We start from the raw sequence: 21189 nt of genomic DNA, 5'->3' as shown, positions 1-21189 counted from the left end.
TTAGGCCTTAACGCATTGGTTTATATAGAAAGAAAAATACAATACCACCACACGTAAAATTGAGAACATAATATGTTTATAGGGAAATTATCAGAAAAATCAGGTGTTAGCGTTAAAACAATTCGTTTTTATGAAGAAATAGCACTCATAAAACGCCCACAAAGAAGCGGTAAATACCGTGTTTATGATGATAGCTACATTGAAATATTAACGATGATTAAGTTGGCTAAAACCTACGGCTTTACTTTAAAAGAGTTAACGGCGCTCGCCACAGAAAAAGCACAGCATGGGCTTATTCCTATTGATCTTTTACGAAATGAAATCGATAAAAAACGAGAGATCCATATTAAGCATATCCAAGAAATTGAGTTAAAACTGGTTGGTTTGACTGACTTGGAAGCTCGCGTAGCCCGTTATAACCAATGTTTATTAGAGGACTCTTAAAAAGCCGTTGACTCTCCCCTATAGAGGAGACTTTAGAATTTCACCTTAATCAAAAAAGGTGAATGAATATGAAAATAGCTTTTGTAAGTGGTGCCACCTCAGGAATCGGTTTGGCTTTCGCTAAAGAACTATCAGCTCTGGGATATAGTCTTATTTTACATGGCAGAAGTGCAGATAAATTAACGTCAATGGCGCGCATATTACCGAGTGTACGCTTAACACTTGTTGCTGATCTTGCTAATGACAATGATATAAAAGCAATGCTTGAGGAGCTAGAAAAACAAAAACTTGTCATTGATATAGCGATTAATAATGCAGGCTTTGGCTTATATGGTAAACACTTAGCGCTTAAAGTGAGTGATATTAACGCCATGATAGCTGTAAATATATCTGCGTTAACAACCCTTACACACTATTTTGCCGAACATATGACGCAACATGGCCGTGGACATATACTCAATGTTGCGTCCACGGGAGCTTATCAGCCACAGGCTTATATGGCAGCGTATTGTGCAACAAAAGCGTATGTAGCCAGTTTTAGTGAAGCAATAGCGCTGGAAGTACGTGCTGATAATGTCACTGTTACGTGTTTATCTCCAGGGAGGACTGATACTAACTTTTTTGTTTTTGATGGCGCAGACACTTCAAAAAATAATAAAGGCACATTTAGCGCTAAGCATCGAATTAGCGCAAATAAAGTAGCGAAGCTGGGATTAAAGGCATTATTTAAAGGTAAAATCAGGGAAATTCCATTATTTGAAAATAAATTCTATGTATTCCTCAACCGAATACTCCCAAGGAGTGTTGTGCTAAAAATATATGAGAATGCGATGAAAAGTATTTAGCGGGATATTGTCCTTAGGCTGATAAGTTTAAGGGCGATCACTTTTTAAGCTGCGTGTAATAAATTGGTTTTTTGTTTTTAAGCTCAACGCAGTTAAATTAAAGGATGTTGTTAGATTGCACTTCGAGATGTAAATAAACAAGTCTCTTTTTACTTATTGAACGTGGTAAAATTATTATAAATGTGAAGTGCATTAATGTGCGGCGCTTTAGCTGTAATAAAAATAATAAAAGGCGACAGCTTATGAAAGCAAAAGAAATAGTTGAATTAGAATTATCAAGTACCGAAACGAGGGAGATCGTAACACCGTTTGCGTTTAAAATTGATCAGGCATTGCTGGGTTTACCTTTGGCAAGCCCTACGCGTAGAGCTGTGGCAATAATTATTGATGTGGCGCTTATATTCTTAGCGGCTAAACTCAGCGCTGCATTAATTGCATTTGTTGCTGCAATGGCTTTTTATAAAGGAACTGCAGGAAAATATCTACCGAATATGTCTTCATTTTGGCGCAGAGTATTAAAGATACTCGCAGCAAGCGCATTGTTTACTTGTTCATTGGTATTGCTCTCTGAGGGGATTGACTACGTTGAAGGAGATAGAGTTGTTAATAAGGTGAATAAAGATCAAGACATAGTTTTAAAGTCAGGTGAAAAACAACAAGTTTTGAATTATTTAGAGCAGACCGAAAATGAAAAAAATTGTGATTTTTTGTGTCAACAAAGCGCACTTGAGCAATTAATAGCAGATGTTCCTAAATTACAAGAAATCGCAGAGCAAGAGTACACTGTTATTACGCGAGTTGTATTATGGGCTATGGTTGAAAGACCTGCTAAAGAGCTCGATAAAGAAATTAAAACACCGCCTGTACTGACTTCGCAAAAAACTCAGTCATCAACAAGCATTTTGCAATGGGGTAAAGGAATAATTGAAGATTTAGGATTAGGTTTTGGGTGGGCGGCTGTTTATTTTACGTTATTTTCCTTGTTATGGAGAGGGCAAACCCCCGGTAAAAAGCTATGTAATATTCGAGTTGTCGCACTTAATGGAGACTACCTAAGTTTATGGGATTCATTTGGCCGTTATGGCGGATATGGAGCTGGTTTTGCAACTGGGCTTTTGGGCTTTTTACAAATTTTTTGGGATCCAAACAGGCAAGCCATTCAAGATAAAATATCTGCAACAGTAGTTATTAGAGGTGACTTAAATCAACAAGTTAATGTTGAAACGATAACTAAAATAGTCAGTGATTAATATATATACCTCAACAAGCACTCACCTTGGGAGTATTTGAGTAGGGTTAAGTGGTCGTCATTGATGTCAGTGAGTTGTGTGGGCTATTGTGTTAGGTTGTATTTTAAGGGACGTTTAGCAGGCTTTTAATCGCTATTATTTTTATAGGACAGTAAATGAAATACTTCGCATTATTATTGATCCGCTTTTATCAAAAAAGAATTTCTCCTTATAAAGGGTTTCGGTGTGCGCATGCCGCTCTTCATCAAGGAGTATCATGTTCTGAAGCGGTTAAACACATTATTGAAGAGCATGGCGTGTTTTGTGGTTACCGTTTGGTCAAAATGCGATTCACCGACTGTAAAGGTGCTTATCAACAACTGCATGAAAATGAAGCAAATAAATCTAAGAAAAACGATAAACCTAAAAAAAACGATAAAGATAAATGCAGCGTTGATTGCTGCGATCCAACACTCGGTACATCGAGCTGCATACCAAAAAAAGGGTGTGATTTGCCTAGCTCAGCCTGTGATTGCTCATTGTTTTAATTTAAACAATGAGCGTTTGATTTGCTGTTATTTTAAATAGGCCTCAAGCGCTGCTTTTAAATGAATTTGCATTTCATCCCTGTGGTACTTTCTGACAGAGTAACTTTGTTCAAGGTGAATAAAACGCTTTGAAGATGCGACAGAGCTTGAAGAGCAAGTATTACTTGAACCGTTAGTATAACGTGCCTGTACATTCCACGTACCACCTAAGCTTTTTGTATCATTACCGTAAACACAGGCTTTAATTTTACCCTCTTTTTCAACGTTTCTTTTTAGCTCATGTAGCAGGCTATGTTCATTCTCAGCGGTCGCGTATCTGACACTTTCGCTCAAATTAAGCATCAGTGGATTATCGGTATTACATTGATTTTGCAACTTGGCTAGCGTGGTTTTACCAAAGCCGTGATATTGAATAAATACTGAACTGTCATCGTAATCAGATATGTACTTGTGCGCAATATTAAAGAAAGAATCTGTTTGATGCGCCACATCGCTTGCTTGGTATTTACCATTTGTACAAGTACTTAATGTGTGGCTGCTGTCTCTTCGGGTGCCAGCAAGCATTAATAACTTTGCTTGAGTGTATAAAAATGCATCGATTGATTGAGTGCCAGTAAATGTATCTCTTTTAGGATGAGGTGCCTGCAAGGTGGCATTGAGCCCATCTGGATTGTACACAAAAGTACCGCCGCCTTTGAAGTCAGGGCTAGGTAGCTGTGCTATTTCTTGTAGTAAGTAATATTTTTTATCGGTTTTCGTATCTTTAAACTCTATAACCCGATAGCCGATGTCTTTTGCTAACTCACTTGCAAGTGGATAATTTTGTGCAAAAAATGACTTGAAAACAGCATAAAATATTTCTTGTTCTTTTGCATCGGGCATTGCCCAGCGGTTATCCGCTTTAGCGCCATAGTTAGTTGCTTTTAAATGCCGAGACAACTCGCCAGACATTAACGTTGTCGCTTTACTTGGAAGGCTCATGCAGCATACCAGTAGTAATACAAATTTGCTTAATAGATTAAAAGTAAATGGTGTGTGTAAGCTATATGCACTTTTAGAACGGTTATTAAGAATCATGTATTGTCCAACAAGTTGCCTAATTTTAATTAGGTATAAGTAAATACTGCGTCAAACCAAATCCTTTATGATTGTATGTGTGTATATTGATGCAATTAAAGTATGGTATTTATAGCAGTAAACCCTCCACTATTGCTAGTTATTAATTTAAAAATACGCCGTTTTAACTAGGTTGTTTTTACAGTGAAATGCCTATTATATTTACGTAACATGAATGGTTTCATTAACTTAGTTAACTGGTCTGAACAGGTGTTGATTACTTGCTAATAAAGCCCTTTTCAAAAGGCAAAGCGGACTTGAGTTAAACCTTTTGGTATAACGTATTGAGGTTAACGTTTAAAAAGAGGGATTATTAAGGTTGAGGTTTTTGGTGGTTTTATGAGCCTCATTACGTTAATGTGCTATTTATAAACAAGGAGTTATCGTGATTGAAATTAAAGATCTGTGCTTTAGTCGCACTGATGGTAGTAACAAGCAGCGTATTATAAATAACCTTAATTTATCGATTGATAATTCGCAACAGCTGGCGTTACTTGGGGATAGTGGCTCGGGTAAAACAACCTTATTACATATCTTAGCGGGTTTAATTAAGGCGCACAGCGGGGTCGTTAGTGTTAATAGGCATCTTCTATCATCGATGAACGAGCACGAGCTGACCTTGTATAGGCGAAAAATCGGCTTAATATTTCAGCATTATCAACTTCTTGAGTGCTTAAATGTGAAGCAAAATATTTTATTTCAGCATAAACTTAATTTTCCACATCAAGATGTTGAAGGGTTTGATACTTTAGTTAATGAGTTAGGTTTAGATGGTAAACTTGACTCTTTAGTGCACCAGCTATCTGGTGGAGAGCAACAACGAGTCGGCATTGCAAGAGCGCTGCTTAACAAACCGCAAATAATTTTAGCCGATGAACCCACTGGCAACTTAGATCAAACACGCTCACATCAAGTTGTTAAGTTACTCACCCAGTTATGCCGCAGGAGAAAAATCAACTTAGTTATGGTAACTCACTCTGAAGAATTAACGAGCTACTTTGATGAAGTAAAAGTACTAAGAGATGGTTGCTTTGTATAACGAAATAAAGCTTATTTTAGCCACCCATATTGCGTTTTATCGTCGTCACCCATGGTTAATAGCCTTGTTTTTTATAGGCTTTAGTTTAGGGAGTGCACTATTAACCGCAATCGCAGGGCTAAACCAAGAAGCAAAAAACCGCTATGATAATTCCTCTGCACTTATTAATAATCCTGTTTCACATCTAATTAAGCCACTGGCAGGCAAGGTATATATTAACGGGAATATATGGCTTAAGCTTCGTCAAAAAGGGATTACAACCGCACAGCCAGTACTACGAGGTAGGATAGCAACAAGTGAAGGCACATTAGGGATTCAAGGTGTTGATACGTTATTGTGGTTAAACAGCAAACCATATCTACAAACAGAGATTAGCAGCGGGCAGGCTGGTGGGCCTTTTGCATTATCATCGCTACTTGTTGATTCCCAATTTAAAGATCGTCTTACGACCACAACAGGTGAACGTCTTCCTTTTATATTCCAAAATGAGCGCCACCAACCAAATATATATTTTGCCGATGATATTGGTTTATGGGCAATTACAGATCTTGCGAACGCCGATTATTTATTAGATGCCAAAGGGCAGCTTAGTTTTATTGAATTATCGAATTTAACGCAGCAGCAACAAGCGCAAATACAGTTGTTAATTGCAGGGCGCGCTGAGCTTATAGATGTGCAACAACAAGAGTTTGATATTTTATCGCAGGCATTCTTTTTTAATTTAACGGCCCTGGCGATGCTTGGCTATATTGTGGCGGCTTTTTTAAGTTTTAACGCGATAAAGCTGACGTTATCTGCACGAAGAAAATTACTCCAGCAGTTACATTTATTAGGCTGTAGCACGCGAGGTATTCAAATTAGCTTACTGATCGAGCTAATGGTTTTGAGTTTATTTACAGCTTTACTTGGTACCGCGGGTGGATATGTTATAGCCAATGCACTTGTGCTTGATATTAACAGCACCTTAGTTGGCTTGTATCAGCTGGATAAAGCACTAGTGATTAATTGGCAGTGGTTTAATGTGCTTTTGGGTTTTTCACTAAATATCATAAGCTTGGTTGTTATATTATTAGCGCAAGCAAAACAGATAACAGTGAAAGGCGAGCGGCTTTTTTATACTTTATTAGTGTGTACGTGCGTGGTGTTGATTTGGTTATTAAATTACGCGAGCACTGAACTACAAGCCTTACTCGTGTGTTTTACTATTCTTGTTTTGTTTATATTAATGGTTCCCAAAGTATTATCTGCTCTTGCATGTTTACCAATTCATATACGCAACCCATTAGCTCAGTGGCTACATTGTGATACCCGCTATTACTTAAAAGATTTACATATTGCAGTTGTTGCTATTTTAGTCGCACTCGGTAGCGCTATTGGCATGCAAATTATGGTAAAAAGCTTTAGTAATACTTTAAACGCCCATCTTGAAAAACAACTCAGCGCAGACATTTATTTACGTTCAACATCACTTGATAGCACATTAAGGGACACGTTGAGTAGCGAGTCAGGCGTTAAATTGCTGAGTATTTACATGCAAAGTGAGGGCAACGTTGATCAAATTCCTGCTAAGTTGGCAAGTTTTGGTGAAGGTTCTCAGCACTATCAGCATATTTCACTGACCTCAGCAAAGCTCGTAACTGAGGATGACTTTAGTAATGAGGGCTGTTTAGCCAATGAGCAAAGTAAAATTAAGTTTGGTTTTTCGTTGGGTAATAAGGTTGTATTTAAGCAAAACGCTACACGTTTCACCTGTCGTATAACGGGCTTTTTCTATGATTATGGTAATCCTGCTATTTCTTTATTAACGCAAGAGAAAAGACACAAGAGTACGGCGTTAAACAGTGACTATTTTGGCTATTCAATTCGGTTAAAAGTCGGCACCACCGTTGCGGCGTTTAGTGAACGTTTAATTGAAGATTTTAACCAAGATAGTACACAGATTTTAGACAACAAGCAGTTTAAGCGCTATGCCAAAACATTATTTGAAGACACGTTTGTTGTCACTAAGGCACTCAATAGTTTTATTTTAGCGATTGCATTATTAAGCTTATGTACCAGCTTATTAAGTTTAAGCACTAATCAGTTAAAACAGCTTACTATTTTACGGCATTTGGGCGTTACAAAATACCAGTTACTTGGTATGAAACTTCTGCAAACTAGTGGGGTCGTGCTTGTTACAACTCTATTTGCGATCCCCTTAGGGTTTGCTCTTGGGTATGCTTTACTGGCATTTGTCATGCCGATAGCCTTTGGGTGGACGATTCATTTTAGCGTTGATTTTATGCATTTATTATTGACCTGTTTAACGCTTGTAGGCGTATCAGTTGTATGTGCTTACTTACCTATTCGACGAATAATAAAACAAGAATCGCAGGAGCACTAAGGCATGCTAAAAAATAGACTATTCAGTGTATTTGTTTTATGTATTTTATGTGCATGCCAACCAGCTGAACAGCAAAAAAGTAAGAAAACAGAGATGGGCTCTGCATTACAAGTGTCGATAGGGGAACCTGTTAAACCAAGTGAAATCCTTAGTTTTCCTCAGGACCACGGTATTCATAACAAGCAGGGCATTGAGTGGTGGTATCTCACTGCTAATTTAAAAACAGCAAACAATGAAACATTTGGTGTGCAATGGACATTATTTCGTACGTTAATGCCAAGCAAGATTAATTCACAGTGGTGGGATAATAACCTTTATTTTGCTCATTTTGCTATGCAGAGCAAGCAAGAGCATATTGCTTTTGAACGTTTTGCTCGAGTAGGTCAGGCGAGTGTAACAAGCTCGCCGTTTAATGCTTCAATTGATAACTGGCAGTTAAAAAGTAATGAGAACACATTTTTGCCTTTAACTTTATCAGCTGAGCAAGAGGGTTATGCTGTTGAACTGACATTAGCGCAAAGCCCACTTACTTTGCATGGTGATAATGGTTACAGCCAAAAAACGCAAAGTGGTCATGCATCGTATTATTATAGTTACCCATTTTTGAATGTAACTGGCAAGCTAACTTTTGCGGGCAATCATTACAGCGTCACGGGAAATGCATGGTATGACAGAGAATGGTCTGCCAGTTTACTCGATAAACAACAGCGCGGCTGGGATTGGTTTAGCCTTGTTGACAGTCAATCAGGTGATAAAAAAGGCTTAATGCTGTTTTGCATTCGTGGTGATGATCAAGGTTATGATTATTGCAGTGGGAGTAAAATTTCGGCCAATGGCAAGGTAACTCAAATTCCTCAACAAGATATTACATTGACAGTGATTAATACTGTGAGTTTGGATAATCGAGATTACCCAAGTAAATGGCAAGTCCAATTAGCTAATAGCGAAGCCATCATTATTGAAAGCATTACAAAGGACTCTCGAAACCAATTATCAATAGAATATTGGGAAGGACGAGTTAAAGCGACTGGCGGCTTTAATGGCAAAGGCTATGCCGAACTCACTGGTTATTAAACGAAAGAGGAAAATATGGAGAATACATTAATTAAAAGGGGATTTATATTATCAGCACTGATGAATTTCAGTGTTGTGGTTTTTTCACGTGGTTTTACAAATACGGCAATTAATAGTGCGGATCCCGTAGTGATGTCTAATTTTGGGCTTCTCATGATTGTAATGTGGGGGCTTGCGTATCTTTGCATTGGTTTGAGTAATTCAAGCGCGAAGTGGATTTCGGCTGTTTTTGCTGTCGAAAAGCTGATTTATGTTGTTATTTGGATTCTGTGGCATAGTGAAAACAGCGTAAAGGCCGTTTACTCAGAGGATATTCTAGCTGGTGTTTTTTATAGTATCTATGGGCTTAATGATTTAATTTTTATGATATTTTTTGTGTGGGTATTTTATTTATCCAGTAAAAACAAAGATGTTTTACCTTCTACATCAACGTGATCTTAAGTCACTGAGCTTTAATTTTTCGGAATTTTAAATGTGTTTCGACAGGATAAGCTTGTGTATTAATAACGTAGGACTTCAAAATTTTAGGACTTATAATGACTAAAGAGCGTGCAATTCCCACATCACGATTTTCACGGTTTGCAAAACTAGGTTCAATGGCAGGAAAAGTGGCTGGTAATATGCTGGTGTCCGGTGCGAAGGGCGCGCTCAAAGGCGAGTCATGGAATAATAAAAACTTGTTGCTTCAACCTAAGAACATTGAGCATTTAGCTAAACAGCTGGCACATTTACGTGGTGCTGCAATGAAGTTGGGGCAGCTATTATCAATGGATGCCGGTGATTTACTGAGCCCTGAATTAGCGAAATTATTGGCGATGCTCAGAGCCGATGCTAACCCTATGCCGCATAAGCAGCTGATTGGCGTTTTAAAAACGCAGTGGGGCGGTAATTGGATTGATACCCTTTCTCATATTGAATTACGGCCGTTTGCAGCAGCGTCAATTGGTCAAGTTCATCATGCGGTTACTGAGCAAGGAAATAAGCTGGCTGTAAAAATTCAATACCCAGGAATTGCACAAAGCGTACAAAGTGACGTTGATAATGTGATGACCTTGCTTACTCTATCGCGTTTACTGCCTAAAGACCTTGATATTAAACCCTTAGTGGCAGAAGCCAAAAAGCAGCTACTCGCTGAGGCGGATTACCAGCTAGAAGGCAGTTATTTGCAACGTTTTGGCTCGTTATTAGCGAACGAACCACGCTATATTGTGCCTGCTTTATATGAGCAGTACAGTACAAAACAAATTTTAGCAATGGAGTATGTTGAGGCACAGCCGATTGAGGAGTTAGACAGTTTGACTCAAGCTCAACGCGACCATATTGCGAGTGATTTGATTTCGCTATTTTTCCATGAGTTGTTTGATTTTAAACTGATGCAAACAGATCCTAACTTCGCTAATTTTCAGTATCAAATAGCCTCAGAGCGCATCGTGCTACTTGATTTTGGGGCTACTCGAGAAGTACCTGATAAGCTCAGCGATGGGTATCGTGCGCTTTTAAGTGCCGCCAGTAATAATGATCGCCAGAGTGCTTTTAGTGCTGCAGTGGCTATTGGTTATTTTCAAGATGACATTGTTGATAGCTATAAAAACAACGTACTTGATTTGTTTATGTTAGCGTGTGAGCCACTACGAAGTGAGCAGGCATATGATTTTGGCAGTAGTGATCTTGCAATGCGTTTGAAAAATGCAGGTATGGCAATGAGTACAGATGCACAGCAGTGGCATACCCCGCCGGTTGATGCGCTCTTTATACACCGAAAATTAGCTGGGTTGTATTTAATTGCCGCTAAGTTACAGGCTAAAGTAAATGTAAAGCAGTTATTTCAGGTGTATCGCTAAGTCCTTTTAACTGCAAGATCAGTTAATTAACGGTGGTTAAGCGTTTAATATCGCCCTCTAGCGCTTCCATTTTAGCAATAGTGAGCTCCTCATTGGCGTTTATATCAAAATGCCAAATCAAATTGCCTTTGGCCACTTTAGTTATCTGTTGAGTGGCTAAATTCAATTGCCAAATATGATCGTGTTTTGACCATGATGATTGCCAATACAAGTTATTGTTCTTTATGCGTATATTATGAAATTGATTAACTTGTTTATTGGTTAAAGTAACGCTGTTTGCGAGCTGTTTATCAGTCAATTTATTACCAAAGAACATGTTATTAGTCAGCTCAGTTAAATTGAACAACTGATTATTTTTAAGGATGAGCCAGCTTGAATTATAAACATTATAGTAAGCAAGTTGTGCGTCAAGACTAATAGATGAAAGTAAGCGACCTTGCAGATTATATAAATGCACCGTTTTACCATCAAATGCATAGAGTGTGTCCGCGTTATACCATCCTAAATTTTTAATTGACTGATCAAGTGCGCTGGTAAATTGTTGTACCATACCTTGGCGATCGTACAGAGCAATATCCATATCACGGTTTGAAACTAGCATGGATAGATCAGGTCGCCATTCTAAAAATTGCACATACTCATAGCCTTTATGTTGCGATAAGCGCGTGACGTTATTTTCACTGTGTAAATAGACTTCACAAATACCGCTGCGTCGCGACATAAATGCAGTTTCGCCTAAAGCGTTACTTACGGGTAAGTAGTCAATGCTTGATGTTGAAAAAATAGGTAAATTGTCTTTATCACGAATATTTACCTGCCAGCTCTCAATGGCAGTATACATATCACCAGCATGATCAATTGAGATACTGCTAAATAGGCCCTGCGCGGTGCTAAATATCGGGTAGTGTGTTTTATCTAGTCGTGTTGCTATTAAGCCGTGACGCTGACTGACATCGTTACTGACAATTGTTTGTTGCTGTGGATCAAACGTTGCTAGCCAAATTGGAAAATCCCAGTTGAGTACAGTACGACCGCTTAGCTCAATCAAACTGCTAGTGTGGTCTTTATGATTTAATAAATAATATGTTTTGTCATTCCATGCATTTAAAGCGCCTTTATAGATGCTGTTTTGAGGTAACTTTAAAGGCAAAGGAATAAGAGCATTATTAGTTAATCTATATAAATACGGGACTAAAGTACCGTGTTGTTTAATGGTTAAAATAAGTTCTTTACTGTTTTTCCAAACAGGTTCTTGTGCTAATTCACACGAGATGGCTGGGCCATTGTGTGCGATAGCACCTTGCGGGGTGATTATTTTTAAATCGCATTGATCTTCTCGGTATTGCCAATAGGCCAGCAATTTTCCTTCTTTTTGCCAACTAGGCTTTGCAGCACGATAGGTGCTTGGCTGCTGAAATAACACAGTACCTTGCTTATTACTAATCGTGAGTGTTTTTATATCTTTAATGTAGGCGAGCAAATCTGCATGTGGGTGAGCGTCTACATCAAACTCTAACCCTAATGCGTAACTGACATCTTCGAGATGATAAAGTGGGACTTTTATTTCGGGTTCATCGCTATTAAAAAATGCATAGGCACTAAAACACACAATTATTACAGGGAGTAACCACATCCATCGAGTTGGGGGTTGGTTTAAAGATTTTTCATTTTTAGTTGTTGGAATTATATCTGCAAGTGGTTTTGGCAGCTCAGTGCTTACATTGGCAATAAACCGATAGCCTTTTTTAGGCACAGTTTTAATACACTTAGGTGACTTGGTTGAATCATTTAAGACACGGCGTAATTTAGTTAATATTTGATACAAACTGTTTTGCTCAACCACCGTGTTAGGCCATAAGCTTTGTTGGATCAGCTCTTTTGAGATCACTTGATCTGGGCTGGCTAAAAACAACCGCAATAAATGCGCAACTTGAGGCTCTAGTTTATGTACAAGATTGCTTGCAATATTTTTAAGTTCATCGTGCTGTGCGTCAAAAGCAAAGTCATCAAAATAATAGATAGTTACTTTCTCGGCTGTTGGATCTTGGTTGTTATTTATATCTATTGACTGCATTTTTTTGTTACCAGTTTGAATCCACCTAAACATACCGCTATTCAGATAAAAGTCAATAAAGATAAGGGACTAGTCATCTTTATTCAGTAAAAAATCAGATCTTTATGCACGTATTTTTGTTCTTATAAAGAAAATAATTACACAAAGTAAATGCAATGATGAAAACGTTAGTAAGTGTGTCGGCCGCCTTGTTGGTGAGCCAGTCTGTGATCGCAAAAGATATAAAAATAGATGGTCAGTTGAACGAGGTTCAATGGCATAACGCGACGGCTTATCATGACTTCTTTAAAGTAGTCCCCGCCACACTGGAAGTAACTCAAAACAAAGTACAGGGACTCGTATTCACCACTGAAGAGGGCATTTATATTGGTTTTAAAAACTTTCAAAAAGAAGGCGACCGTAAAAAGCAATACAACCTACAAGATGGCTTTATGCAAGCTGATTTTAACCGTTTTGTGATAGATTTTTCAGGGGATGGCAGTGGCGCCTATCAGTTTTCGGCCACATTAGGTGGAGGCATTCAAGATGCTGTATTAACACCGCAATTAACCACTGACTTCGATTGGGATGGCGTATGGCAGTCAGCTTTTTATGAGTACCCTGATTACTGGACGAATGAAATTTTTATCCCTTGGCAAACGGTTTCATTTAGGCCAAACCGTGATGAACAAGATTTGGCGAGCGTGGGGGTGTCTTTACAATTATATGAATTAGCGAAAAACCATATCTATGGGTCGCAACAGCAGACTACGGGTAAGAGTGATTTTTATTTAAATATGCCGAAAGTACTGGCCCAGATCCCTACTTCTCAGCAGTGGTCATTTGTGCCTTACATAACGTCTGAGCAAAACTTTATTGCTGACGACAATAATGTCGATATCGGCTTTGATTTAATTTACAAACCCGATCATCATCAAAAATTGAGTGTGGCGGTTAACCCTGATTTTGGTCAAGTAGATAGCGATGAGTTGGTAGTTAACTATTCCACAGTTGAAACTCTAACGACAGATAAACGAGCGTTTTTCACTCAAGATATTGGTGTGCTAAATGTAACAGCAGAGCAAAATACGCGGCTTATTCATACGCGACGTATTGGTGCGGGTAGTGATGATGGGACAGAGCAGATAACACCGATTGATGCTGCCGGGCGTTTTATCCACCAAGGTGAGCATTGGCAATTTGCAGGTTTTGCGGTACATGAAGACGATTTAGAATCAGATGCAGGCAAAGAATTTTATGTGGGTCGAGCACGTTTTCGCCAAGATAACTGGCAATCAGGGCTGCTAGTGACACAAACAGAGCGACCTTGGTTAGCACGTGAAGCAAAAACAGCGGCATTTGACAGCCAATATCAAAGTGAAACGTGGTCTTTACAAAGTGCGCTGTTATTTTCAGATATTCAACAAGGTAAAGTTGATTATGGTACTCAAGAAATTGATCAACAAGGTTATGGCTTAAGCGCTAATGTTAAATACCAGTTTAATCCAAATGTAAGCTTTGCAGGTGACTATTTACGCCTTGATGATCAATTTGAAAATAATGATTTAGGTTATAAACAGCGTAATAACTGGCGAGTAACTGAACTTAATTATAATCATGCGGTTAATTACTCTGACGGTTTTATAAACCAAGTGAAACACAGCATTGATACCAGTTATCAAAGTACCGATAACGGTTTAAAGCTCCCTGCATTACAAGCTTATACAGCATCATTTATTTTAGATAATGGTGCAACGGCCAGTGCATCACTTAAGTACTTTACATCAGGGTGGGATGATTTAATTGGTCGTGGTGTAGGGCTTTATCAAAGTAACAGCACACTTAGTAGCCGACTCTTTTATGGTAGTCCTTATACTGGGGAGTTTAGTTGGGCTGCCAGCTTTCAGTTAGACGAAGAAGGTATTGATGGACTAGCGCAGCAATACGCCGTTGATATGACATGGATGCCGCATCATAACTGGAGCGTTAAATTCAACCAATTTTACCGAATTGGTGATGGGTTAGTGATTGGTACCGACCCAGATCAAGTTACGCAGTTTGACCGTAAATTTTATGTTAGCTATTTGAATGCAGCCGGTTTAATTACCGATAATTTGGAATTAAGCTTTATTTTCCAATGGGTTATTTTAGATGCTAAAACAGATTCAGTATACGATATTTCACAAAACCAGCTAAATAAACAAGTAGGTATAGACAATAGCTTTACTGATCAACGCTTTACAAGTCAAATAAAGCTACGTTATAAGTTAGGTGCGTATTCTGATATTTATTTAGTATACAACCGAGGTGGTGCGAGCTTCGATGATGATGTAGGCTCCCATAAATGGTTACGTAACTTAAATACGTTATGGCAAGAACGCGATCAAGACCAGCTTACCTTTAAAGTGCGTTATTTATTTTAACCAACCGTTTGGGCGTTGCACAGGCACTTTATCTCATCGTTGCTACTTCTTAAGGAGATTGCGTTGTTGCAAAGTCATGCCTTGATATTAAGTTGCTATGCAACGCTGAATTCTGCACCTTGAGGTGGCTTAGGTATATACCCAAGCCACCTCAAGGTGCGAGTTTCAGTTGGAATTAAAAGCGATTTAGGCAAGGCATTGATTGCAAATAATAGTGGTTCTATTGTTAAAATCAATAACGCTGTATAAATCGCTTTTAAGCCAACCCGTTGGGCGTTTCACAGGTGCTCACTCTCATCGTTGTTACTTATTAAAAGGGACGGCCATTATTGCAAAGTAATGCCTTGATATTAAGCCCCTTTGAAACGCTGAATTCTGCATATTGAGGTGGCTTGGGTATATAGAGCAACATATCATTATTTTATAATTCGATTCTTATTATGAGGTTAAACAGTAAAAGTACGTTTAAGATATGTAATTTACTCTATAATAAACTATAAATAAGCTTAGCTTCGCATTGCTTACTACATGGATTACGGTAGACCAAACTACGAATTCTAAACAGGAAAAATGGCTGAATGAAAAATAATGAATTATTTTGTCTAACAGATGTACTCGAGTTGATGCTAGATGCGGTCTGTGTTGTTGATAAAAAAGGTCATTTTGTTTTTGTTAGTGCTGCATTTGAAAATATCTTTGGTTACCTTCCAAGTGAAGTGATAGGTAAGCCAATGATCGATTTTGTTTATAAAGATGATCATGATATCACCCACGACACGGTTGAAGTTTTATTATCGGGGGAGTCAAGGCCACGATTTGAAAATCGCTGGGTGCGTAAAGATGGGCAAGTATTACATATACTGTGGTCTGTTAGATGGTCTGAGCTACACCAAGTTAGAATTGCAGTTGCGCATGATATTACTGAGCGTAAAGAGTTTGAAAAGCAGCTTCAATATATGGTTGGGCACGACCAACTTACAGGCCTGCCAAATAGAATGTTATTACTTGATCGTATCCAACATGCCTTAACAAAGGCCGATCGCAGCGCAGTAGAGTTATCGTTGTTATTTATTGATATAGACGGTTTTAAGGATGTTAATGATACCCATGGCCATCTCATTGGCGATAAGTTATTACAAAGTATTTCGCAGCGATTATTGAGTTGTGTTAGAAGCTCTGACACCGTTGGACGCCTAGGCGGTGACGAATTTGTTGTGTTACTCAATGGTATAAGTGAACGGGAGTATATTTATAATATTGCTGAAAAAATCTGTGTGCAATGTAAGCACCCATTTAAAATTGAAAGCTTAATTTTAGATCTATCAAGTAGTATTGGCATTGCAAGCTACCCTGAGAATGGAACGAGCGATATGCAGCTAATTCAATATGCGGATCAGGCGATGTATCGAGCTAAAAATGCAGGGGGAAACCGTATTGTTTATTAAGGTCTGTTGACCTTTCAAGGTTAAATTTGCAGACAGCCTGTCTGGTATTTAGGTAAGGGGCGTGAGCAGGACGCACACGCTTTGCTCGGTTTTTACTTAGCCCACTCGATTCCAAACCTTGCACCGTGATCAAATCGCCTCGCGGGTGAACAAATTTTAATCCGCAAAGTTCAACAGACCCTAATCAAGGCTCACTTAGAGCCTTTTTATGTGGTTAGCCTGTGGTTGTCGGGAAAGCAATATTAATATAAAGGCATAATGTGCAGCCAATAAGAACACAGAGATAAGCAATTACAATAGTGCGCTCGGGTATTGCGTGAATAAAAAGAGAGGGCATTTGTTTTAAAGCATCAAATGACGGGATAAAGAAAAAAGAATGGGATTCAAATGTCTTAAACCTATTCCAACAATTACAAATAAATAATTTTAACCCGCTAAAATACATTGCAACGAATGTTGAGGCGCCTAACACTTCAACTATAGCCATTAACTCCATACTAATCATGATTTCAGGGCCTGCAACAAGCATTATGATTATCATAGCTAATGTGTGCCAGATACTCTTGGATAATGTGTTTTTTAACCAGTTCAACATTTTAACATCCTTGTATGTAATTGGTCGTATGTGCCTGTTCCAGATAGATTATCGTGCTATTAGTAGAAATTATAGTATCAGATTAGCCAATCATACTTGCTCTTTAGGTGCAGGTTCTTGCTTAACGGATAATGAGCTACCCACAGATGCAATAATGACAAGTAAAATAGCTAACCATTGCCAAATGCTTAAGAGTTCACTTAAAATCATAAACCCTGCCATTGCAGCAATTGCAGGCTCTAAACTCATCATAATACTAAAACCCTGTGCAGGCATGTTACGTAATGCCACCATCTCAAGCGTATAAGGCAAGGCGCTCGACATCACTGCGACTAATAAACCTAACGGTATCACTTCCCAGGTGAGTAATGCAGCACCTTGTGATATTGCACCATAGGGGACTAATACAATGGCGGCTACACTCATTCCAAGTGCTACTGTCATGCCTCCAGAGCCTTGATTACCTGTTTTTTTACCAAATAAAATATAACCCGCCCAACATGCTCCTGCACCAAGAGCGAGTAAAACACCTATAGGATCAAGGCTTTCTTCACCGGTCATATCAGGAAGAAGCATAAAAATCCCGGCAATAGCACAGCCAACCCAAAACAGGTCGCGTTTTCGTCTCGATGATAATAGCGCGACAGCTAAAGGCCCTGTAAATTCCAATGCGACACCAATTCCAAGCGGAATACGCTCAATAGCATGAAAAAATAGTATGTTCATCCCGCCTAAACTTAAACCATAAATAACAATAGGAAGGCGTTGACCTAGACGAGGAAATGCTTTCCATGGTTTAAACACTAAGCATAAAATGATGGCAGAAAAACCGAGGCGCAGAGCTGTAGTGCCTTCTGGGCCAATAATAGGAAAAAGGTTTTTAGCAATAGAAATACCAGATTGCAAAGTGACCATTGCCAGTAATACACAAATAATAGCGAGAAAAAAAGGGGAGATTGTACGCGGCATTGCAATCCTTAAACCAAAGAGTAATGTTTTAGTCATTTTACCTTTTTTTTACTAGTGGTAGTAAGGTTTTGCGATTAAAAATGGTGACCGTTTTGGCGGTAATTAATGAGGCTAGGAAAGGGGCACAGTACTGCTAGCCCCGGCGTTAATTTAAACCGCTAGCAAACAATAAACTCTTTAAAAGATAACCGATTAGATTACACTTTTGATTTATCATTTGGGTAGCTCACACCTAATTGCTTACGTGCATTATCGAGCACGGTCATTACATCGAGCGATAATTGATGCGTATTAATTGGTGACTCACACAACTGCGAATTAACCGTTTTAATAAAGTGGGCAACTTCATAGCGCATAAAGTGTGTATCAAATGGTTTTGATAGTTCCTCAACAGTACCGTCATTCGCTATAAACTGAACGCGTTTAAGCTGCGACACGGCTTCAATGCGTAGCCTGCCTTTTTCACCTTGAATTTCGGTAAAGTTATCTCCTTGGGAGATCTTTGAATAACTGATCACCGCTTGTCTATCATCGTAATTGAGTAATAGATCGCCAGCGCCATCAACACCAGTCTCCAGTAATACCCCACTAGCCTGTACACTCTTGGGTGCGCCCCACAGTGCAATTAAAATATACAGCGGATAAATACCTAAATCGACAAGCGCGCCGTTGGCGAATTCAGGTAAAAATGTATTTGGGCGTTCACCACTTTTATACCTATCGTAACGAGACGAATATTGACTGTATTGACCAATGTATTTACGAGGGGTGCCAATTTTGTGTAAAGCATTTTTAATGATTTCAAAATTAGGCAGATGCGTCGTCATCATTGCTTCCATATAGAGGCGGTTGTGTTTTTTAGCGGCGCAAATAATATCTTTTAACTCATGACTATTCGCCGCAGAAGGTTTTTCGCCAAGTACGTGCTTCTGCGATTCTAAGCAGCTAATGGCATAGGATTTATGCAGGCTATTTGGCGCAGCTATATAAACTACATCGACATTTTCATCATTACAAACTTGCTCTATAGTGGTAAACACTTTTGCATTATGGTGGTTATGCTTTATTAAAAATGCTTCACCGCTGTTTGTTGCTCTTGAGCATACGCCATATAAGTTAAATTCAGGTAGGGTTTGTGCCGCTCTCAGTAGCGTATCGCTGATAAAATTGGTTCCGACGATGACAAAGTTCATAGCTCTTCCTTGTTATTAAAATGAGTTAACCAGTTTTTCCATTCATGCTCTAAAGCTAGCATTTGCTGATGTTTTTTTGCATTGATATGTTTTTGGTGATCTTCGTTGCCATGAAAAGGGCCCGCTCGACATAGATCACAGTGATTATCTGTTAAGTAGTCAGGGTAGGTCAGTATTGACTTAAGATCTGCATTGCTTTTTGGGCTAAAAATATAAGTGATACCACTGGTATCTTTAACGTGTTTATCTCTATCAACATTGCGAATTTTATAGCCAGGGAATTTGGAAATATCAAAAGGTAATTTACCTAAGTAACTCGCATCTAGCCCAGCAACTAAGCTGCCCTCAATATTCCAATGTAAGTAGGGCTTCACATCTTTAGAGGTAATATAGCAAAGCATCGGCCCTGATTTATCCAGAGCAAGTTCGCAAGCGTATTTAATAAATTGGTGTAACAACGCACGGTTTAATGTGTTTAGGCTATTTTTTTGAGTATTTTCAACAAAAGCAGTTTTTCCTGCAAATGCTGGGATCAGCGGAAATTGAAAAATAATGACGTCAAACGTGTCATTATTCAAACGACGCCATGTATCTTTATTCGTTACATCAAAATGAGTTAATACGGTTACTTTATTATCAGTAAGGTCACTGAATGCATTGTCAGTGTATTTGGTTTTAATTGTATGCTCATCATCATAAGTTGAGGCAATGAGTTTCTTAGGTTTAATTGCACGATATAACGCATGTGAAAAAGAAAGGTCACCATCACCTACAGTGAGAATACGCCAGTTAGGGTTTAAATACATGAATTATGGTTTTTTAACACAAGATTGCGCCAGTATACCCAAACCACCTCAAGATGCGAGCGTCGTTGGAATTAAAAGCGATTTAGGCAAGGCATTGATTACAAGTAATAGTGGTTCTATTGTTAAAATCAATAACGCAGTATAAATCGCTTTTAAACCAACCCGTTGGGCTTTTCACAGCGACTTACTCTCATCGTTGTTCCTTCTTAAAAGGGGCGGCCATTCCTACAAAGTAACGCCTTGATATTAAGCCTCTGTGAAACGCTGAATTCTGCATCTTGAGGTGGCTTGGTATATAACAAAGTTAGCTGTCGTTTTCTCGACAGCGCTGACGCATTGATTTACTGGTTTTATCTCGATACATATTTTGATCTGCTATATGCAGAAGATGATCGGGGTTATCGTCGTTATTTAGCTCTGCAAAACCAATACTCACACCAACTTTATATTGTTGCATAAAAGCCGTTAAGTATATTCTTAGTTCATCTATGTTAGGATTTTCATCATCACAAAAAGCGATAAACTCGTCGCCACCTAGGCGAAAGCAATTTTGTTTAGTAAAGTGCTTACTAAGGCGTTGTGCAAAATCAACTAAAATTTCATCACCACATTGATGACCATAATTATCATTAGCAAACTTAAAGTTATCTAAATCAAAGTAATAGATGAGATGAAAGTGTTCTTTAAGTTCATCAAAGCGTGCAAAGCAGGCGCGTCGGTTACCCAAGGCGGTAAGTTTGTCGTGACTTGCTTCAAATTCCAGTTGTTCTTGCAAAGTTTGACGGGTTTGAATTTCAATATTGAGCTTTTTTATTGTTGCGCGTTTTTCTGTGATTAACGAAAACAATCCTGCACACGTTAATAGGAAACCAACATGCTTGAACGTAGTATCAAAGATCAGAAAAGGAAACATCTGCGCATCTAACAAGTCATCTAGTAAATCAAATATCAGTCCTGAGCAATATAAAATCCATGCGCCTATTAAGACCCTATTACCTAAAGAGGAATAAACTTGCAACGTGAGTGAAACAGAGATACCCGCCCAGAATAACTCTTCAATCGTGTCGAATTGTGATTGCTCATGAGAAAGTAAAAAATATGTGCAAATGAACACCACAACCCAAATACAGATAAGCCAATTGGTATGCTTCATTTAAAGCCAAAAAAGTTATTTTTATACATTATT

18 protein-coding genes are annotated in these 21189 nt (G+C 38.6%); 11 read left to right on the top strand and 7 right to left on the bottom strand.

Going from position 1 to position 21189, the window contains the following annotated elements; translation table 11 throughout:
- The first annotated feature begins 72 nt into the window (after positions 1-72).
- The 4 genes from A7967_RS08625 to yidD all read left to right on the top strand — a co-directional run bounded on the left by A7967_RS08625 (position 73) and on the right by yidD (position 3066).
- Positions 73-444: a MerR family transcriptional regulator gene (locus A7967_RS08625; RefSeq protein ID WP_054205050.1), complete on the top strand. Its 372-nt coding sequence runs from the start codon at positions 73-75 to the stop codon at positions 442-444.
- Positions 445-512: 68 nt separating this feature from the next.
- Positions 513-1289: an SDR family NAD(P)-dependent oxidoreductase gene (locus A7967_RS08620; RefSeq protein ID WP_054205049.1), complete on the top strand. Its 777-nt coding sequence runs from the start codon at positions 513-515 to the stop codon at positions 1287-1289.
- A gap of 242 nt (positions 1290-1531) precedes the next feature.
- Positions 1532-2539 (top strand): RDD family protein, encoded by a 1008-nt coding sequence (locus A7967_RS08615; protein WP_054205048.1) that lies wholly within the window; start codon positions 1532-1534, stop codon positions 2537-2539.
- A 155-nt stretch (positions 2540-2694) separates the two neighbouring features.
- Complete coding sequence (gene yidD, locus A7967_RS08610; RefSeq protein ID WP_054205047.1) at positions 2695-3066, top strand: membrane protein insertion efficiency factor YidD; 372 nt, start codon at positions 2695-2697, stop codon at positions 3064-3066.
- Positions 3067-3093: 27 nt separating this feature from the next.
- On the opposite strand, the gene A7967_RS08605 is transcribed toward yidD, so the two are convergent.
- The gene (locus A7967_RS08605; protein WP_152960599.1) at positions 3094-4047 is read right to left on the bottom strand and encodes a hypothetical protein; all 954 of its coding nucleotides are present in this window, start codon (positions 4045-4047) and stop codon (positions 3094-3096) included.
- A gap of 520 nt (positions 4048-4567) precedes the next feature.
- Between A7967_RS08605 and A7967_RS08600 the strand changes: the two genes are divergently transcribed.
- The 5 genes from A7967_RS08600 to A7967_RS08580 all read left to right on the top strand — a co-directional run bounded on the left by A7967_RS08600 (position 4568) and on the right by A7967_RS08580 (position 10519).
- A complete protein-coding gene (locus A7967_RS08600; protein WP_054205045.1) occupies positions 4568-5221 on the top strand; it encodes an ABC transporter ATP-binding protein in 654 nt (217 codons plus the stop codon).
- Entirely contained in the window at positions 5205-7604 is a 2400-nt protein-coding gene (locus A7967_RS08595; RefSeq protein WP_054205044.1) for an FtsX-like permease family protein, read from the top strand. Before A7967_RS08600 ends, A7967_RS08595 begins: the two co-directional genes overlap by 17 nt.
- A 3-nt stretch (positions 7605-7607) precedes the next feature.
- Complete coding sequence (locus A7967_RS08590) at positions 7608-8678, top strand: lipocalin-like domain-containing protein (RefSeq protein ID WP_054205043.1); 1071 nt, start codon at positions 7608-7610, stop codon at positions 8676-8678.
- A gap of 15 nt (positions 8679-8693) precedes the next feature.
- Positions 8694-9113, top strand: coding sequence for a hypothetical protein (locus A7967_RS08585; protein ID WP_054205042.1), 420 nt, complete (start codon positions 8694-8696; stop codon positions 9111-9113).
- A gap of 101 nt (positions 9114-9214) precedes the next feature.
- A complete protein-coding gene (locus A7967_RS08580; RefSeq protein WP_054205041.1) occupies positions 9215-10519 on the top strand; it encodes an ABC1 kinase family protein in 1305 nt (434 codons plus the stop codon).
- A gap of 22 nt (positions 10520-10541) precedes the next feature.
- Here the strand turns inward: A7967_RS08580 and A7967_RS08575 are convergent, their stop codons facing one another.
- Complete coding sequence (locus A7967_RS08575; protein ID WP_054205040.1) at positions 10542-12593, bottom strand: winged helix-turn-helix domain-containing protein; 2052 nt, start codon at positions 12591-12593, stop codon at positions 10542-10544.
- A gap of 155 nt (positions 12594-12748) precedes the next feature.
- Here A7967_RS08575 and A7967_RS08570 point away from each other — a divergent pair, with 155 nt between their 5' ends.
- Both A7967_RS08570 and A7967_RS08565 read left to right on the top strand, forming a co-directional pair.
- Positions 12749-14995: a DUF5916 domain-containing protein gene (locus A7967_RS08570; protein WP_231659028.1), complete on the top strand. Its 2247-nt coding sequence runs from the start codon at positions 12749-12751 to the stop codon at positions 14993-14995.
- A 578-nt stretch (positions 14996-15573) separates the two neighbouring features.
- Positions 15574-16440, top strand: coding sequence for a sensor domain-containing diguanylate cyclase (locus A7967_RS08565; protein ID WP_054205039.1), 867 nt, complete (start codon positions 15574-15576; stop codon positions 16438-16440).
- 214 nt (positions 16441-16654) lie between these two features.
- Here A7967_RS08565 and A7967_RS08560 read toward each other — a convergent pair whose 3' ends face one another.
- From A7967_RS08560 to A7967_RS08540, 5 genes are all read right to left on the bottom strand, one after another.
- Positions 16655-17035, bottom strand: a complete 381-nt coding sequence (locus A7967_RS08560) for a hypothetical protein (protein WP_054205038.1) — start codon at positions 17033-17035, stop codon at positions 16655-16657.
- Between the two features lie 90 nt (positions 17036-17125).
- Positions 17126-18004, bottom strand: coding sequence for an EamA family transporter (locus A7967_RS08555; protein WP_054205070.1), 879 nt, complete (start codon positions 18002-18004; stop codon positions 17126-17128).
- Positions 18005-18201: 197 nt separating this feature from the next.
- A complete protein-coding gene (locus tag A7967_RS08550) occupies positions 18202-19197 on the bottom strand; it encodes a Gfo/Idh/MocA family protein (protein WP_054205037.1) in 996 nt (331 codons plus the stop codon).
- Complete coding sequence (locus A7967_RS08545) at positions 19194-20003, bottom strand: class I SAM-dependent methyltransferase (protein WP_054205036.1); 810 nt, start codon at positions 20001-20003, stop codon at positions 19194-19196. The genes A7967_RS08550 and A7967_RS08545 overlap by 4 nt, the downstream gene beginning before the upstream one ends.
- Before the next feature lie 304 nt (positions 20004-20307).
- A complete protein-coding gene (locus A7967_RS08540) occupies positions 20308-21156 on the bottom strand; it encodes a GGDEF domain-containing protein (protein WP_054205035.1) in 849 nt (282 codons plus the stop codon).
- Positions 21157-21189 lie beyond the last annotated feature (33 nt).

It is taken from the genome of Pseudoalteromonas neustonica (assembly GCF_001653135.1).
Classification (GTDB): Bacteria; Pseudomonadota; Gammaproteobacteria; order Enterobacterales; family Alteromonadaceae; genus Pseudoalteromonas; species Pseudoalteromonas neustonica.
Note: the sequence above shows the minus strand (reverse complement) of the source record. Positions and strands in the feature narration are given on the sequence as shown.

Bases quoted from the DNA above. Each gene is read 5' to 3' on its own strand.
- A7967_RS08570 (WP_231659028.1), top strand. From the start codon at position 12,749: ATGATGAAAACGTTAGTAAGTGTGTCGGCCGCCTTGTTGGTGAGCCAG.
- A7967_RS08555 (WP_054205070.1), bottom strand. From the start codon at position 18,004: ATGCCGCGTACAATCTCCCCTTTTTTTCTCGCTATTATTTGTGTATTA.
- A7967_RS08585 (WP_054205042.1), top strand. From the start codon at position 8,694: ATGGAGAATACATTAATTAAAAGGGGATTTATATTATCAGCACTGATG.
- A7967_RS08605 (WP_152960599.1), bottom strand. From the start codon at position 4,047: ATGAGCCTTCCAAGTAAAGCGACAACGTTAATGTCTGGCGAGTTGTCT.
- A7967_RS08580 (WP_054205041.1), top strand. From the start codon at position 9,215: ATGACTAAAGAGCGTGCAATTCCCACATCACGATTTTCACGGTTTGCA.
- A7967_RS08615 (WP_054205048.1), top strand. From the start codon at position 1,532: ATGAAAGCAAAAGAAATAGTTGAATTAGAATTATCAAGTACCGAAACG.
- A7967_RS08565 (WP_054205039.1), top strand. From the start codon at position 15,574: ATGAAAAATAATGAATTATTTTGTCTAACAGATGTACTCGAGTTGATG.
- yidD (WP_054205047.1), top strand. From the start codon at position 2,695: ATGAAATACTTCGCATTATTATTGATCCGCTTTTATCAAAAAAGAATT.
- A7967_RS08560 (WP_054205038.1), bottom strand. From the start codon at position 17,035: ATGTTGAACTGGTTAAAAAACACATTATCCAAGAGTATCTGGCACACA.
- A7967_RS08575 (WP_054205040.1), bottom strand. From the start codon at position 12,593: ATGCAGTCAATAGATATAAATAACAACCAAGATCCAACAGCCGAGAAA.
- A7967_RS08545 (WP_054205036.1), bottom strand. From the start codon at position 20,003: ATGTATTTAAACCCTAACTGGCGTATTCTCACTGTAGGTGATGGTGAC.
- A7967_RS08625 (WP_054205050.1), top strand. From the start codon at position 73: ATGTTTATAGGGAAATTATCAGAAAAATCAGGTGTTAGCGTTAAAACA.
- A7967_RS08590 (WP_054205043.1), top strand. From the start codon at position 7,608: ATGCTAAAAAATAGACTATTCAGTGTATTTGTTTTATGTATTTTATGT.
- A7967_RS08595 (WP_054205044.1), top strand. From the start codon at position 5,205: ATGGTTGCTTTGTATAACGAAATAAAGCTTATTTTAGCCACCCATATT.
- A7967_RS08550 (WP_054205037.1), bottom strand. From the start codon at position 19,197: ATGAACTTTGTCATCGTCGGAACCAATTTTATCAGCGATACGCTACTG.
- A7967_RS08620 (WP_054205049.1), top strand. From the start codon at position 513: ATGAAAATAGCTTTTGTAAGTGGTGCCACCTCAGGAATCGGTTTGGCT.
- A7967_RS08540 (WP_054205035.1), bottom strand. From the start codon at position 21,156: ATGAAGCATACCAATTGGCTTATCTGTATTTGGGTTGTGGTGTTCATT.